The organism is Halobacillus sp. A1-3, assembly GCF_050971765.1.
Classification (GTDB): domain Bacteria; phylum Bacillota; class Bacilli; order Bacillales; family Halobacillaceae; genus Halobacillus; species Halobacillus mangrovi_B.
The window spans coordinates 233,302-248,291 of record NZ_JBPCEO010000007.1; the positions used below are offsets into that span (position 1 = coordinate 233,302).

Consider the following 14,990-nt stretch of genomic DNA (forward strand, 5'->3'; position numbering starts at 1 on the left):
ATGAATGAACGATTAAATGGAAAAAAGATTTTAATTACAGGAGCATCAAGTGGAATCGGTCAATATCTAGCGATCCATGCTGCACAGCAAGGTGGGGTGCCAATACTCGTTGCAAGGTCCACAGACCGCCTGGCAATCATCTCTGAGAAAATAAAACATACTTTTGGTGTCACGTGCTATTGGTATGAAGCAGACCTTTCGAATGATGCTGAATGGAAGGATGTCATCGACCGAATTTGTTATGATCATGGATCTGTAGATGCTCTCATTAATAATGCAGGAATGGCGGTATTCGATCTTGTAGCAGATGCTAAATGGCAGGATATTGACAGGATGCTGTCCATCAACGTCAAATCATTATTCCGGACAACACATCAGCTGCTTCCCCACTTTTTGCAGCAGGGGAAAGGCCACATTGTCAATATTGCTTCTCAGTCCGGGAAAATGGCCACACCGAAATCAGCTGTTTACTCCGCCACAAAGCATGCTGTTTTAGGGTTTACCAATGCTTTACGGATGGAGGTGGAGAAAAAAGGGATCTACGTGACTTCAGTTAATCTTGGACCTGTTCGAACCAATTTTTTTCAGCAAGCCGATCCATCTGGAAATTACGAAAAGGCAATGGACCGAATTATGTTGGATCCTAACCGCGTAGCTCACAAAGTGATTAATTCTTTATTTACAAGACAGAGGGAAATTAATCTGCCGGCATGGATGGACTCAGGAAGTAAATTCTATTCCTTAGCGCCTGAACTTATGGAAAAAGTAATGCAGAGACAATTTAATAAAAAATGAGTGAGCAAAAGGGCTGTGGGAAATTCGATCTACGCTAATGGAAACTAAGCAAGGAAAAGAGGTGTTTAGACCATTTAACGGATGTTCTTAACGGTCATTCTGAGCAATCGGTTAGTTCTAAAATTCCCTTCCTTTACATGTTCTTCTTAAGACTGGATACTTATCTCCGTCCACGTTAGATAGAGTTTACCTCATAATCAAATGCATTGCGCTTAAGGCTGCATTTTTTTATTATAAAAGGATAGGAGGGATGTCTGATGAAACTACAGATTACGGAAGAAGCGCTGCAGCAGCTAGAGAAACTGAAGGATCCCGACCGTCCGATGATTCGTTTGTTTTATGATACGGAGGGGTGTGGTTGCGGAGTTAACGGCTTACCGACAATCCGCTTGGAAAATGAACGACGTGAAACGGATATAAATGTCGATAATGATACGTACGAAGTCATTATTGACGATCAGCAAACCACTTTCTTTAAACCAGATATGAAACTGGATTTTAGAAAAGGGTCTTTCCGTTTATCAAGTCCCGATGGAATTTTAAATCCAATTATTTCTGTAAAAGATGTAAAAGAAGGAGCGACAGTATGAGTAAGAAAAAAGTTCAAGAAGGATCGCTTGGTGATCAGTTGAATACGGATGTGCTGTCAAAGCTGCGCTCAAAGAAAACAGAATTAAAAAGGCAAGAAGAAATTCGTCAAGAGGAAGAACGAAAGCGTCGATTAGAAGAGAAAAAGCGGCAAGAAGCTAACAAGAGCTTTGAAGAATTATTAAATGAAAGCGACTTGAATTGGAAAACATTTAAAGAATGAGCGCCCTTGAAATAAGGACGCTCATTCTTTAGGTAGTGATGGTTTTATTACTTCTTAAGCAAACGCAGTAAGAAAAAGCTTTTAAATAACTACATAGGATTCAAGTAACAAACCACCATCATTCTGGCCTTTTAAAAAACACTTTTTTCGTTAAGGCTGCTAGCTCTAGCTTTTCAATGGTTTCACAATAGTTGTCGATAATGTCTCCTTTGTGATGTTTAAGGGGATCCTTGAAATGACGAATGACTTTCATATCCTTAAACCAATCACCTGTTTCGGCTTTATTGTGGATCCAATCTTCCCATACTTGCAGCAGTTTAGGACTATAAATCCTTGGGGACTTTCCTTCTGGATCACAAGGACGAGCCTGAGGCTGATGAGCAGCTCCTGGAATTGTTTCTTTAACGTCATGAAAGATATGAGGCCAATAATCACCTCTAGACCCTGTATGCGCATGTGTTTTTGCCCAGTCTAATATAGAATGATAGCGACTTTCAACAGAATAAAGCAGTTGGTATAGTATTTTTCCTGTCCTAATTCGATCGCTAAGTGAGGAAAAGTGATGAACGGTATCGCCAACAACTTTAGGCTGGTTTTGGATAGGTGTCACATAAGGAAATAAAATCTGGTTCATATCAAAAAGGTCTTGGAGTTTGAAGGAGACTGTATCTAAAACGGTATTTTTATATTGATGATTATGAATCACTCGCTCCTCAATATAATTTTGTTCATTAATAATAAGTGCTACGGTCATGATGTTTTTATCCTTATACTCCCAGTAATATTGCCAGAAAGGCTCCATAAATAAAGACACATTTAAATATGATAGCAAATGAAAGAGTGGTTTTCCTCTTTTCTTACTTTCTTCAAAAAGTAATAACTGAGGATAAGCATCCTGAAAAATCAACCAGTTCCCTCGTTCTAAAAACACAAAAAAATCTACTTGTTCTTTTCCAGTTAATAACCTTGGTATAAATTCTCCTTTTAAATCAGTCATATTCCATCCTGCGTTTCTTGAAACAAGGTGAGCTAGGAAGGCCCAGTGAATTTCAGGGTTTTTCAAGTAAAAATTAAGGTATGCCTGGGTTCGGGTAACATTGTTCTTGTTCAAAGCAATAGTACGCTCTTTAATTCTTGCCAAGAGTTCCTTCTCGGATGGACCTGGAGTATTAGAAGGAGCGGGGTCACTTAATTTCTTTTTTAATTTCTTTTTCAGTGTAGAAGGGAATTTCATATAGACGTTCCTTTCTAAAAGAATGTATGTAAAATCATCCGAATACATATGGGGTAAACGTTTGAAAAGAGTGATGCCCGTGAACGAACATCTCCAATCGGAAATTGATCGTCTCATTCAGGTTGTAAGTAGCGACCAAACAATAGACGGATCTTGGGACTATGCATTTGAAACAGGTATCATAACGGATGCCTACATGATTATTTTATTGCGGCTGTTAGAAATCGATGATGAAGAGTTAATTAGCCAGCTTGTACAAAGAATTATCAGCAAGCAGGAAAAGAACGGGGCATGGAAACTCTTCTATGATGAAAAAGAAGGCAATTTATCCTCAACAGTAGAAGCCTATACTGCATTACTCTTCTCAGGAAGATATAAAAAGTCAGACCCAGAACTAATCAGAGCCAGATCCTTTATCATCAAACAGGGAGGAGTTAAGAATACAGAACTGTTCACGAAAATCTTATTATGCTTGATCGGTCAGTATTCATGGCCAAAAAAGAGTTTTATCCCAATCGAAGTTATTCTCCTGCCACCAACATTTCCAGTAAACCTATTCGATATCTCCGTCTTTGGCCGCGCAAATATTATTCCTATTCTTCTCCTTGCACATAAAAAATATCAGTGTCTATCTGCTTTTACTCCTGACTTATCAGATATAGGAGCAGGTAACAAAAGAATGGTGGATGAGGATCCTTATTATGTTGATAGGCACGCAGAGGAATGGAGAGGTTATTTCGATTATTTGATTGATGAGCTAAAATCAAAGTTCCACACATTGCTTAACATGGACGATGAAGCGATTAAGCAAGCGGAGCAATACATGTTAAATCGTATTGAGCCTGATGGAACGCTGCTTAGCTATTTCAGCTCGACCTTTTATATGGTGATGTCACTTCGATCCTTAGGTTATAAAGAAAATGATCCACTCATCCTTAATGCCGTAGAAGGTCTCAAATCGATGTCTTGCCAGATTGATGGTCATACCCATATTCAATATACAACGGCCGATGTATGGAATACGGCTCTTATTAGTGATGCCCTTCAACAATCCGGGGTTTCAATCGATGATCCTGTCGTTCATAAAGCCAATTCATACCTGCTTTCAAGACAGCATTATAAATTTGGCGACTGGCTGCTTCATAACCCTCAAACATTACCAGGGGGGTGGGGCTTTTCAAACATTAATACGTTCAATCCAGATGTAGATGATACAACCGCTAGCTTACGAGCTCTTAGGAGTATGTTCACAAGTTATCCAGGTGCTCTTGAAGCCTGGAATAGAGGAGTAAGCTGGACATTATCTATGCAGAATGATGACGGAGGCTGGCCGGCATTTGAAAGAGGGGTTGATAAGGGATACTTGTCTCTACTTCCTCTAGAAAAAGCAGATTTCATATTATCCGACGCTTCAGCCTCAGATCTGACAGGACGTACACTAGAATTTCTGGGAAATTTTACAAATATGAACCGAAATAGTCATCCTGTTAAAAGAGGTATTAAATGGCTTAAAAAGAATCAGAGACAAGATGGCAGTTGGTACGGCCGCTGGGGCATTTGCTATATTTACGGTACTTGGGCTGCTTTAACCGGTCTCAGGGCTTGTGGGGAGGAAAAGTCTACTCCCTCTGTAAAAAAAGGGATGACATGGTTATTAGATATTCAAAACCGTGATGGCGGATGGGGAGAATCCTGTCGAAGCGATATCGAGAAAAGGTACATTCCCTTAGGTAAAAGCACTCTCACCCATACCGCATGGGCACTTGATGCTTTAATAGCTCTGGAAGATAAGCCAACGGCTGCTATCGATCAAGGCATCTCTTTTCTTATTCGAAACGGCAGTGAACAGGGCTGGTCTTTTGATTATCCAAAAGGTCAGGGAATGGGAGGGGCTTTTTATATCCATTACCATAGTTATCGGTTCATTTGGCCATTAATGGCATTAAGTCACTATCAAACGAAATATCTATCATGAAACAAGGGCTTCCCTAAGCTCTTGTTTTTATAATTAAAATTCATTTCCAAAAATATTATTAAAATATATTAAATGTTAGAGGATTGCTGCGGTAGAAAATAGAATTTTATATGCAGGAAGAACTAATGATCAATCTGATTACTAAGGGTGAGTGAAATGGTTACACAGGAGAAAGATCAAGTATTGGATCAACTGTCCTTAGGTGTGATGGCGATTGATTTGAATTTTCGAGTCACTCATATAAACAAGAAAGGAGAGTGTCTGCTTCAATTAGAAGGGAAGAATATCATAGGTGGAAATGTATATGAGCTCTTTCCAAATGCTCCGGATGAAGTGCGTCATGTGGAGCGTACAGTTGAAACTTTCGAGGAATTCAAAATTGAAGCTATGCCTTATAAATGGGGGAACCATGATATGTACTTATCCATTCAAACCCGATTATTAAAGGATAATGGAGAAGTTTATGGGGCTATGGTCGAATTCAATGACGTCACGGAATTCTATGAAAAAGAGCAAAAGATGAGGAAGTGGATGGAGGATATGTCGGTGAATGTCATCCCTCTGTCTGATGGTATTGCATTACTTCCACTACAACCGATTATCGATCAAATTGAATTCCAGTACATCCTTGATCGAGGATTACATAAAGTGGCAAACATGAATGCCAACAGGTTGATTATCGATTGCTCTACGATCAGCTGGTTGGATGTTGTGTTTTTTGACAAACTATCAATGCTCATTCAATCCCTTTCCTTAATGGGAACTAGAGTGGTCATCTCGGGAATGAAACCAGTGATTGCGACAAAGTGGGTCTCATCCAATCTTCCCCAGATGAAGGTTCAGTATTATTCTAATTTACAAATTGCATTAAAAGAATTATACAAATAGACAAGAGACATAACAGGAGGCAACTTTTGATTGGAATAAATCCAATAATTAACCAGGCCGCTGAAAGAGAAAATTTTTCTGGTGCAATTTTAGTGAAAAATTCAGCTGATGAACATATAAGGTCAGCTTTCGGGTGGTCCAATCGAGCAGAAAGACTTGAGAATAACTTCAACACTAAATTTGGTATAGCCTCCGGGTGCAAGGTTTTTACTGCTGTAGCAATCTGTCAGCTTATTGAAGAGAAAAAGCTTCAATTCGATACTCAACTTGGTGAATTGCTTGCTCATGATCTCCCGCTTCTGGATCCAAAAGTAACCATTCATCATCTTTTAACCCATACTTCAGGAATGCCTGATTATTTTGATGAAGAAGAGATAGAGAACTTCGAAGATCTTTGGAAAACGACTCCAATGTACACGCTCAGACAAGGAAGAGATTTTTTACCGCTCTTCCATAATAAGCCGATGAAATTCAAACCAGGGGAAAAATTTCACTATAATAATGCTGGGTACCTCGTACTTGGTTTAGTCGTTGAGCTCCTTACTGGAAAAACTTTTCAGGCATATGTAGTGGAGAATATATTTAACCATTGCGGTATGGATAACTCCGGATATTATGAAATGGATAGACTGCCAGAAAATACTGCGATGGGCTACATCCAAGATGAAGTCGGATGGAAGTCGAATATTTACTCCATACCTGTAAAAGGAGGGGCTGATGGTGGTGCATTTGTAACAGCAGCGGATATGATTCGTTTTTGGGAAAGACTGATCGACCAAAAGTTATTATCTGAAGCAATGACAAACGAATTTCTTATACCTAAAGTTCAGGTGAAGCAAGGGTTGTCTTACGGGTATGGTTTATGGATGAATTCTGAAGCTGATCAAGTGCATAAATATCACGTGATGGGGTATGACCCTGGGGTTAGTTTTCATTCATCCTATTATCCAGCAGAAAGGGTGTCACTTGCTGTCCTATCAAACAGAGGTTCAGGTGCTTACGAAATGATGAAGGTTGTGGAGGACCTTTTAATCAAACTTAATTCTTAGCGAGTGGAAGAGCAAAAAAGCGTGAGTGATCCACTCACGCTTTTTTCAATAAAGTGCAAAAGTGACAACAAAATATAACACAGTCATAAATAGAGAAGGCGCAGCGTAACGCCACTGATTTGTTATCCATTTATTAGGTCTTATCAGCAGAAAGATTACTACGATGGTCATAAGGAGACCTAATAATGCGACGAAGATTTGCGATGAACCTACTGCAGCGAGAATAGGTCCTTCTCTATACAAGACGTCTGTTAATACAAGCAATTGAATATTAAATAAATTACTTCCTAGAATCGAACCGATAGCCATATTGTAGTTTGCTAACTTAAACGCAGCCAGTACAGTGACCAACTCAGGTAAAGAAGTGGAAGCAGCTATAAGAAAACTTCCTACAAAGCTTGCATTCATACCGGTTGCTTCCGCAAGTCGATCACCAGCTATGGAAAGAACGCTCCCAGATCCAAACACGACGATGGCGGCAATGATAAACCCAATGATAGCAGTCCTTAATGAATAAGAGTTCACCTGGTCTTCACTTTCTTCTGATCCACTGCTCGATACGAATTTCATCGCACCAATATAAAGAAGAAAGATGAGAATCATTTCAATTCCTACTCCAAAAAACTGAATGGAACCAGGGAGGAATAAAGTTAAAATCAATATCGCTAAGAACAGTAACCCTATAAGGGCTGATGGAATGTTGGCTGAATGATCCACTCTTTGGAATAATCTGCGTTTACGATAGATAAGGTCTACCATGGCTAAGATTAATAGATTAAATACATTACTGCCGAGCATATTTCCGACAGCTATATCTGGATTATCAATATAGACAGCAGTAAGGCTCGTTGTGAGCTCAGGCAGGGAAGTCGCTCCTGCAATAAGAAAAGTTCCTACAACGGCTCCGCTTAAAGCAGATTTTTTACTAATAACATCTCCAAATTGATTGAGATAAATGGCAGCTGTGACTACAACAACAGCAGCTAGGAAAAATACGAGATAAACCATAAACTTCTCCTCTCTTCCAGGCATACAAAAAGACCCTGGCACAAAAAATTTGCACCAAGGTCTTGCGTACTATTGATATAGCCTGTTGAACCAGGTGGGTTCACCGAAATGATGATTCAACAGCCGTGTGTCGGTCGCTACTCCCCTTGTTATTATTAATGTATGCTTGTTCATGTTTTTTGTCAACACATTTGTATGTGACAATATCTAAACAACTAACTATTGGAAATAAATTGAAAGTTATATGTGAGCGGCTACCTATAGAGAAATAACTTACTAAAGTACGGAGGTGCTCTATTTGGTCAGGGAGTTGTTCACAATTATTTTAATCATGTTAGTCATTCCCTTAGTTTTGATTGGATGTGACGGAGAGGATAGAGTGTTTCAAGGAGAAAGCGAGCACTGGAAAATGTAATCACTACCGTGAATGAAGAAAAATTCAATAAAATGAAATTTAAATACAAAGGAGAAGAAGACCCTCCAATAAAATTTAAATATTCATTTGATGAAATTAACGCTTCTAACTCTTATTTATGGATTACTTCGCCTGAAAAGACTTATACATTTGATACCCTTCTAGGCTGTAATGATTGCTATGAAGAGGAAATAAAAGAAGGGCTAGAAATAACCATCCAATGGAACGGTGAAGAAGAGACTATGAATTTAAAACAATCATCTCACTAGACCATCTTAGTTATTATGAAAGGAGAACGAGAGAGATGTCCGTGATATTAAAAAGAGTTGGGACCACTTACATTCCTGTTATGAACGTAAGAGAATCTGTGGATTGGTATATTCAACACCTGGGGGCAAAACTAAACTATCAAGATCAAAACAAAGCTATTATTGATCTTGCTGACCAAAGCTTTTTCTTAGTAAAGGCACATCATAATGAGAATTGTAATTTTATGGATGTGGAGGGAAATGAAAGATTTTCGCAAACATTTGAAGTTGATGGGTTTGAGGACTTAAATAGTTTAAACAAACAGCTCAAGGATTCAGGAGTCAAAGTAGGAAAGATAGAGAATCGAGGACATCCAGGGAGAAATTTCATTTTTACTGATATAAATGGAAATTCTTTTGATGTATGGAGCGAATTGAGTCCTTCATATAAAAGCAAGGGATCAGAATGATTTATCGCAGAAAAATCAATAAGTTAGATCCTTTTATTATCGACCGTACCGTTATAATGATCTTTTTATACGGACATTGCTGCCAACCGAAGAGAAGTATGGGGCCGATTAGCAGGAAGATAGATGACCGAGTCTCAAACAGGTGTAACTGATGTCATGGAGGTATGGGAGTATGAAAGTTATGGCCATTTTAAAAGAGTGAATTAAAGGGTTCGAAGTGATAAGGCTCATAGACAGCGTGCGGATGAGTGGTTTGACTCAATTGGAGTAAGAAAGGAGTACAAGACTTTATTGAAAGAAGATTTTAAGGAGGAACCTTAAAGTCTACCTTAGTTTCTAATCAATATAATCAGTGGATAGGAAAATAAACAAATAGTTAGTTGCTTTAATTTTTACGAAAGATTATTGAATTGCAGAAAATCTCTAGAAATTTAAAGTCACACCTGACTGGGTTATCATCATAGAATAAAAAAGATGACTTTCAAACAGAAGGAGGGTCTTTAATGCAGACCAATTCGAATGAAGTGCCTTCTTTTTATGATGATGTTGAAATAGGCTCGGGGGATAGAGATACGAAACTCATCCAAGGTATTAAGAAAGCGATTGATGGGGAATTTAGTGCTATTAGTTGCTATAAACAATTATCTGAAAATGCTCCGCGAGCGGATGAAGCTAGGCAAATACGCGAAATAAGACAAGATGAAATCAGGCATTTTCAAGACTTCAGTCAAATCTATACTTCCCTAACTGGTCAAAAACCCTCTCCTCAACTGACTGAAGAATGTCCTGCGGATTATCGAAAAGGATTGGAAACCGCATTTGTGGACGAACAAAAAACATCGGATTTTTACTTAGATATCGCCGATCGAGCAAAATCTTCGAAGGTTCAAGACGTTTTTCGTCGAGCAGCTGCAGATGAACAAAATCACGCTGTTTGGTTTCTCTATTATTTAAATCGACCCCAGTTTCATAATAATCCGATTAGGCAAAACGCTGAAAATTATGGTGCAATAGGTGCTATAAATGCAGTCGAGCTCACTTTTCCTCAAGCTTTAATCTATGCGCTTCAAGATGAATATTTAGCACAATCAAGATACAACAACATCCTTAATAATTTTGGGGAAATTCGGACTTTTAAAAGAATCAAACAAGCGGAGCTTCGCCATATTGACGCTTTACTGAATTTATTTGAGCGATATCAAATTCCTGTACCTGAGGATGATTCTGAGCAGTTTGTTTCAACACCTGAAAATGTGAAAGATGCGTATCGTAAAGGCGTTGTGGGCGAGGTAGATAATATTGCTATGTATGATAGATACTTGTCTTATCAGATTCCTGAAGATGCTAGAATGGTTTTCACACAACTTAGAAATGCTTCAGTCAATCATCTTGAAGCTTTTCGTAGAGGGTTAGCCAGACGTTAAACAAGGTACGTAAAAAGGATAAAGCGACTGCTTTATCCTTTTTTTGAAGAACAGAGCTTTTTATGTTTCTCAAAAGGAATATGATAAACTGATGATGATTGAATATTCGGAATTTCATTAAAAATTCTATTTAAGTGTAACTTTCTGACAGCATCTCTCTGGTAAATAGGAGGAATTCGATGAGAATAAGAGAAGCATCTCCAGAAGAAACGGGTTGCTTGAGTGAAATCGCTATCCAGTCTAAAGCTTACTGGGGATATGATGACTGGTTTTTGAACACTTGTAAGAGTGATCTTACGCTTACAGCACATTACATAAAACAAAACCCTACGTATGTGATTGAATCGGACAATAAAATTCATGGGTTCTACAGTATTCTGCTTGTGAAGCATAGGCTTGACCATTTTTTTATTTCTCCTGAGGCGATTGGACAAGGCTATGGGAGAAGGCTTTGGCAGCACATGGTTGAATTATGTAAAATATGGAACCTTTCTTCATTAACGATCGAGAGTGATCCTCATGCTGAGGATTTTTATTACAAAATGGGTACTAATCGGATTGGGGAAACAGAATCATCCGTATTTCCAAGCAGAAGTTTACCTCTTCTAGAAGTAACATTTGAGCATGACCATAGTTTTCGAAATGAAGAAACAATGATGGAATTAATATTACAGTACGGGAAGCATCATGAACTTATTAGAGGTGCGATCATGAATGGTTCCAGAGTAAACCCAAACGTAAATCCAGACCGGTTTCAGGATTATGATATCGTTTATTTCGTTGCAGATGTGCAACCATTTAAATACGAGAAGAACGTCCTGCCTCATTTTGGAGAAGTCATGCTTATAGAAAAGCCTGAGGATAAAATTTTGCCCGAACCTCTTGGGGATGGGCGTTTTACTTACCTAATTCAGTTTATGGATGGAAATAGGATAGATGTGCACTTTGTACTTGTAGAAAAAATGGATGTGGTACTGGATGATAGCTTGACGGAAATATTAATAGACAAGGATCATATTTTCCCAAATCTTCCTGCTCCTAGTGAAAGAAGTTATTGGATAAAGCCTCCAAATGAAAAGCTTTATCAAGATTGCTGTAATAGCTTTATTTGGGGGCTGGGTTCCCACATTCCTAAGACCGTTTGGCGAAAAGAATTGCCATTGTTAATGACTTTAATCGAGGTGGTTTTACGTGAACCTCTTATTCAAATGTTGAAATGGAAAATTGGCCTTGAAAAAGGATACCGTATCTCAATTGGGAAAGCTGGAAAAAATCTTGAACAATGGGTAGAACCTGAACTATGGTCAAAGTTTACTGATACATACCCGGATAGTAATTATGATAGGATTTGGAATTCGTTGTTTACCTTTCATGATCTTTTTCTTGAAACAGCGTTAGAAGTAGGACGCGCTCATGGATATCCATTTCCTAAGGAAGAAATGGATAGGGCGAAAAAGTTTTTGAACAATGTGAGCCGAACCGTAAACAAAAGCCCCTGAAGAGTTTTTAATTTCAGGGGTCCTCAAGAATTATTGACTTTTCATCAATTGAATGAATGAATCTAGCGACTTTAAGGATTTAAGATTTTGATTACAACTTTGGCTGTCCTGGCAAATATAATTACCTCGTCGTACTCTATTGTCGGAAGGTCCGCCTTTCAATGTGGCTGTAAACATTCCTACGTGCTCATACTCATTGCAGATCGTACATATGCCTTTTTGTGCTGAAGGTGTAAACGAACCTCTGAGACTATAGTATTCTCCTTGTTTAAAATGAATTAAGTACTTACGATTGGATCCGTGGTCATTCCAGCTTAAATAAGAAAGCTCATTCCAATTGATATGATTTATGTCCGGTATTTTCAATTTTTTCACTTTTGGAAATAAATCTTTAATTTCTTTTTCATCCAATTTTGGAAAGGGAATGATATGCTGTTTTATTCTTGATAAGAAGAATATAGCTTCCGTTTCATCTTTGATGCATTCCACTTGCTGTAGTAGACTTTTCTGGTTCTCAGTAAGGTGATCAAAGCATTCCAACACTTTTTCCAGTGTCAATGATTTTAAAGCTTGGGTAACAGCTGCATCATTTGTAGTCGTATGCCCTTGGACAAGGTTTCTCGTTTGATCCTGAATATAATTGTATTGATCAGATCGAATGAAAGCTTCCATCCGTTCACCCCCGCTAAGATCTATTTCATTAATTATTTCAAAGTGGTCATTTTCAATCAACTATTTTGTATCTTTTCACTAACACTTTCTTTTATGAAATTGAAATAATTATGATCATTAGAGGGAAAAATGTTTACATGTTATCGTATTTAAACTTCTCGTAAGGTGGTCATTTAAATGAATGTAAGAATTCAATTTACATACTTTACAAAAAAAGGATCAACGACAACATTCTTATCAGAAGAAATGCCTGCAGAAAGAGCGTTAATCATTGCTGAAGATATTGATAAGACGGGGCGTTCGAAGAATTTATATTTCCCAGACCCACATGGCTATTCCTGGACAGTGAAGGAATTAAGGAAATATATGAAAGGGATTGAGACTGAGCCTCACAATATCACTGTTTATTTTGATGGTGGATATGACCATAACTCAAGGGAGTCAGGACTAGGGTGTGCTATTTATTATGACCAGAATGGAAAATCGCACCGACTGAGGAGAAATGCATTTGTAGAAGAATTGTTTTCGAACAATGAAGCAGAGTATGCAGCCCTCCACCTTGCTATTAAAGAGTTGGAGCTAATGCAGGTTCAGCATATGCCTGTCACATTCGTGGGAGATTCACAGGTAGTCATTAACCAGTTAAGTGGTGATTGGCCTTGTTTAGAAGAAGAACTGACAAAGTGGGCGGACAGAATCGAAGGTAAGTTGAATGATTTGGGAATCGAACCGGACTTTCAGCTTGTTTCACGAAAAAGGAACAAAGAGGCAGATAAACTAGCTGCCCAGGCTTTAAAGAATATTGAAATAACAAGTCTCGTTGAGATAGAAAACCAATAGTGGTATAGGCTTATCGTACATAAAGAGGTAAGCCTTTTAAATTTTTTAAGATGAAATTGGTTTCAAGAGGAGGAGTGGAAGGGTACTCTCCTATGAGTGAATTTACATAATGACAAAAAGGCTTTAAAGGAGGAGAGAGTAATGAAGAAAATACCGTTTTATCTTTTTGTAGTTCTACTAACCGCTATTTCAGCTCCTTCGTTTGCTGAAGCTACATTTGGGCCAGATCAGTGGCTTGAGTATCGTCTGAATGATGAAAATAATCCAGTGAATGAACAAGAGGGGATCGAGCCTCTATCATCGACGACATTCCAAACAGGGGACGAAATTAGGTCAACTCCTGTTGTTGTTCAAGACAGAATGTTTACAGGAAATCATAATACAGGGGAGCTATTTGCCTTCAATATACAAACTGGCGAACAGCTTTGGAAGAATCAAGCTCCTAACTGGGTCCATTCAGAAATGATTTACCATGATGGAACAGTTTATGTAGGTTATGGAAACCGTTTTTTTCAGGATAGTGCACTGAGGGGCACAGAAGAAAGTGGGGTGATGGCCTTAAATGCAGAGACTGGAGAAGTCCAATGGAAGCATAGTACAGATGGAGAAGTAATGCCGACACCTTTATTTCATGAAGGTTATGTTTATGCCGCAACAGGAGATACACATCTCTATAAGTTAGATGCTAAGACAGGAGAAGAAGCAGCTAAAATCAGGCTGGGTTCTGTCGTTAGTATGTCCTCACCCAACTATTCGAATGGAAACATTTACGTTGGAGGCGGAGGTCCCAAGCCTTATACATTCTATTCAGTCAATATTGAAAGTGAATCAATTGAATGGAAAACGGAGTTTGAAGATGTTTACGCAGGATTGGATGATGTGCCGCCTGCTATCTCCGATCAGATAGCGGTGACAACGGCTTTAGAAGATCCAAAACCAATGAAGTTTCGTGAAGTGTACAATCAATTTGGAGTCGTTGAAGTATATAAGGAAATGTTCAAGTCTTTGATTGGTGAGCGCGAAACTCATCCGGAGCATATGATCTACGCCATGGATACTCAAACGGGAAAAGTATTGTGGGAAGACAGCCTAGGGATTGGCGAGATGGTTAAGAATAATAAATCAGGTGCTCCGATGATCTATGATGGAAAAGTATTTGTGGGAAGCCCTATCACTCAGAAGTTTTATGCTTATGATCTGAAGACAGGGGAACGGCTATGGGATTTTAAGAATACAGTTATGAAAGCCCCGCCAGTAGCTTCAGATGGAACAGTTTATTTTTCCAATGCTAAAGGCTTTGTTCATGCTTTGGATACTGAGAGTGGAGAAGAGATAGGGAGAAAAGAGCTTGGAGGGACGCTTGCCCCCTCTGGTCCTATTATTATGAACGATACATTGATTGTAGGTAGTCAAGACAGCAAAGTGTATGCACTGCCAACAGAAGAGATTAGAAACAGTCAAGACGAATATAAGGAAGAACTGCCAATCGAGAAGAGCCAATTAAGCTATTTTTCTTTTGTGTATGGTCCACCAGTGATTCTTTTGCTGGCCGTTGTATTTATAATAATAGCTTTTCAAAGAAAATCTAAACGCGTTAGAAATTAACTGACGATTCTTTTCCCAGTTCCTTTAAAAGGAACTGGTTTTTTATATGTAAATATC

The 14,990-nt window shown here is 38.5% G+C and carries 15 protein-coding genes; 12 read left to right on the forward strand and 3 right to left on the reverse strand.

The features are described 5' to 3' along the window. The 3 genes from ACRYKC_RS14070 to ACRYKC_RS14080 all read left to right on the forward strand — a co-directional run bounded on the left by ACRYKC_RS14070 (nt 1) and on the right by ACRYKC_RS14080 (nt 1,606). Nucleotides 1–795, forward strand: a complete 795-nt coding sequence (locus ACRYKC_RS14070; RefSeq protein ID WP_433807402.1) for an SDR family NAD(P)-dependent oxidoreductase — start codon at nt 1–3, stop codon at nt 793–795. 257 nt (nt 796–1,052) lie between these two features. Continuing rightward, nucleotides 1,053–1,385, forward strand: a complete 333-nt coding sequence (locus ACRYKC_RS14075) for an iron-sulfur cluster biosynthesis family protein (RefSeq protein WP_433807404.1) — start codon at nt 1,053–1,055, stop codon at nt 1,383–1,385. Then, the gene (locus ACRYKC_RS14080) at nt 1,382–1,606 is read left to right on the forward strand and encodes a YqkE family protein (RefSeq protein WP_433807406.1); all 225 of its coding nucleotides are present in this window, start codon (nt 1,382–1,384) and stop codon (nt 1,604–1,606) included. The genes ACRYKC_RS14075 and ACRYKC_RS14080 overlap by 4 nt, the downstream gene beginning before the upstream one ends. A gap of 118 nt (nt 1,607–1,724) precedes the next feature. Here the strand turns inward: ACRYKC_RS14080 and ACRYKC_RS14085 are convergent, their stop codons facing one another. Continuing rightward, complete coding sequence (locus tag ACRYKC_RS14085; protein WP_433807408.1) at nt 1,725–2,957, reverse strand: DUF2515 domain-containing protein; 1,233 nt, start codon at nt 2,955–2,957, stop codon at nt 1,725–1,727. On the opposite strand from ACRYKC_RS14085, the gene shc reads away from it, so the two are divergent. From shc to ACRYKC_RS14100, 3 genes are all read left to right on the forward strand, one after another. Then, entirely contained in the window at nt 2,914–4,815 is a 1,902-nt protein-coding gene (gene shc / locus ACRYKC_RS14090; protein ID WP_433807478.1) for a squalene--hopene cyclase, read from the forward strand. The genes ACRYKC_RS14085 and shc overlap by 44 nt on opposite strands. A gap of 156 nt (nt 4,816–4,971) precedes the next feature. Continuing rightward, nucleotides 4,972–5,703 (forward strand): STAS domain-containing protein, encoded by a 732-nt coding sequence (locus ACRYKC_RS14095; RefSeq protein WP_433807410.1) that lies wholly within the window; start codon nt 4,972–4,974, stop codon nt 5,701–5,703. Between the two features lie 26 nt (nt 5,704–5,729). Continuing rightward, nucleotides 5,730–6,752, forward strand: coding sequence for a serine hydrolase domain-containing protein (locus tag ACRYKC_RS14100; protein ID WP_433807412.1), 1,023 nt, complete (start codon nt 5,730–5,732; stop codon nt 6,750–6,752). Between the two features lie 45 nt (nt 6,753–6,797). Here ACRYKC_RS14100 and ACRYKC_RS14105 read toward each other — a convergent pair whose 3' ends face one another. Further along, nucleotides 6,798–7,760 (reverse strand): sodium:calcium antiporter, encoded by a 963-nt coding sequence (locus ACRYKC_RS14105; protein WP_433807414.1) that lies wholly within the window; start codon nt 7,758–7,760, stop codon nt 6,798–6,800. A 423-nt stretch (nt 7,761–8,183) separates the two neighbouring features. Between ACRYKC_RS14105 and ACRYKC_RS14110 the strand changes: the two genes are divergently transcribed. From ACRYKC_RS14110 to ACRYKC_RS14125, 4 genes are all read left to right on the forward strand, one after another. Further along, nucleotides 8,184–8,444: a hypothetical protein gene (locus ACRYKC_RS14110; RefSeq protein ID WP_433807416.1), complete on the forward strand. Its 261-nt coding sequence runs from the start codon at nt 8,184–8,186 to the stop codon at nt 8,442–8,444. 35 nt (nt 8,445–8,479) lie between these two features. Continuing rightward, nucleotides 8,480–8,893: a VOC family protein gene (locus ACRYKC_RS14115; RefSeq protein ID WP_433807418.1), complete on the forward strand. Its 414-nt coding sequence runs from the start codon at nt 8,480–8,482 to the stop codon at nt 8,891–8,893. 503 nt (nt 8,894–9,396) lie between these two features. Next, nucleotides 9,397–10,317 (forward strand): ferritin family protein, encoded by a 921-nt coding sequence (locus ACRYKC_RS14120; RefSeq protein ID WP_433807420.1) that lies wholly within the window; start codon nt 9,397–9,399, stop codon nt 10,315–10,317. A 179-nt stretch (nt 10,318–10,496) separates the two neighbouring features. Next, on the forward strand, nt 10,497–11,816 hold the full coding sequence (locus tag ACRYKC_RS14125) for a GNAT family N-acetyltransferase (RefSeq protein ID WP_433807422.1): 1,320 nt from the start codon (nt 10,497–10,499) through the stop codon (nt 11,814–11,816). Nucleotides 11,817–11,846: 30 nt separating this feature from the next. On the opposite strand, the gene ACRYKC_RS14130 is transcribed toward ACRYKC_RS14125, so the two are convergent. Then, entirely contained in the window at nt 11,847–12,548 is a 702-nt protein-coding gene (locus tag ACRYKC_RS14130) for a FusB/FusC family EF-G-binding protein (protein WP_433807424.1), read from the reverse strand. Nucleotides 12,549–12,665: 117 nt separating this feature from the next. Between ACRYKC_RS14130 and ACRYKC_RS14135 the strand changes: the two genes are divergently transcribed. Further along, nucleotides 12,666–13,328: a ribonuclease H family protein gene (locus tag ACRYKC_RS14135; RefSeq protein ID WP_433807426.1), complete on the forward strand. Its 663-nt coding sequence runs from the start codon at nt 12,666–12,668 to the stop codon at nt 13,326–13,328. A gap of 141 nt (nt 13,329–13,469) precedes the next feature. Beyond that, a complete protein-coding gene (locus ACRYKC_RS14140) occupies nt 13,470–14,933 on the forward strand; it encodes an outer membrane protein assembly factor BamB family protein (protein WP_433807428.1) in 1,464 nt (487 codons plus the stop codon). The last annotated feature ends 57 nt before the right edge of the window (nt 14,934–14,990 follow it).

Bases quoted from the DNA above. Each gene is read 5' to 3' on its own strand.
- ACRYKC_RS14070 (WP_433807402.1), top strand. From the start codon at position 1: ATGAATGAACGATTAAATGGAAAAAAGATTTTAATTACAGGAGCATCA.
- ACRYKC_RS14075 (WP_433807404.1), top strand. From the start codon at position 1,053: ATGAAACTACAGATTACGGAAGAAGCGCTGCAGCAGCTAGAGAAACTG.
- ACRYKC_RS14080 (WP_433807406.1), top strand. From the start codon at position 1,382: ATGAGTAAGAAAAAAGTTCAAGAAGGATCGCTTGGTGATCAGTTGAAT.
- shc (WP_433807478.1), top strand. From the start codon at position 2,914: ATGCCCGTGAACGAACATCTCCAATCGGAAATTGATCGTCTCATTCAG.
- ACRYKC_RS14085 (WP_433807408.1), bottom strand. From the start codon at position 2,957: ATGAGACGATCAATTTCCGATTGGAGATGTTCGTTCACGGGCATCACT.
- ACRYKC_RS14095 (WP_433807410.1), top strand. From the start codon at position 4,972: ATGGTTACACAGGAGAAAGATCAAGTATTGGATCAACTGTCCTTAGGT.
- ACRYKC_RS14105 (WP_433807414.1), bottom strand. From the start codon at position 7,760: ATGGTTTATCTCGTATTTTTCCTAGCTGCTGTTGTTGTAGTCACAGCT.
- ACRYKC_RS14115 (WP_433807418.1), top strand. From the start codon at position 8,480: ATGTCCGTGATATTAAAAAGAGTTGGGACCACTTACATTCCTGTTATG.
- ACRYKC_RS14120 (WP_433807420.1), top strand. From the start codon at position 9,397: ATGCAGACCAATTCGAATGAAGTGCCTTCTTTTTATGATGATGTTGAA.
- ACRYKC_RS14125 (WP_433807422.1), top strand. From the start codon at position 10,497: ATGAGAATAAGAGAAGCATCTCCAGAAGAAACGGGTTGCTTGAGTGAA.
- ACRYKC_RS14135 (WP_433807426.1), top strand. From the start codon at position 12,666: ATGAATGTAAGAATTCAATTTACATACTTTACAAAAAAAGGATCAACG.
- ACRYKC_RS14140 (WP_433807428.1), top strand. From the start codon at position 13,470: ATGAAGAAAATACCGTTTTATCTTTTTGTAGTTCTACTAACCGCTATT.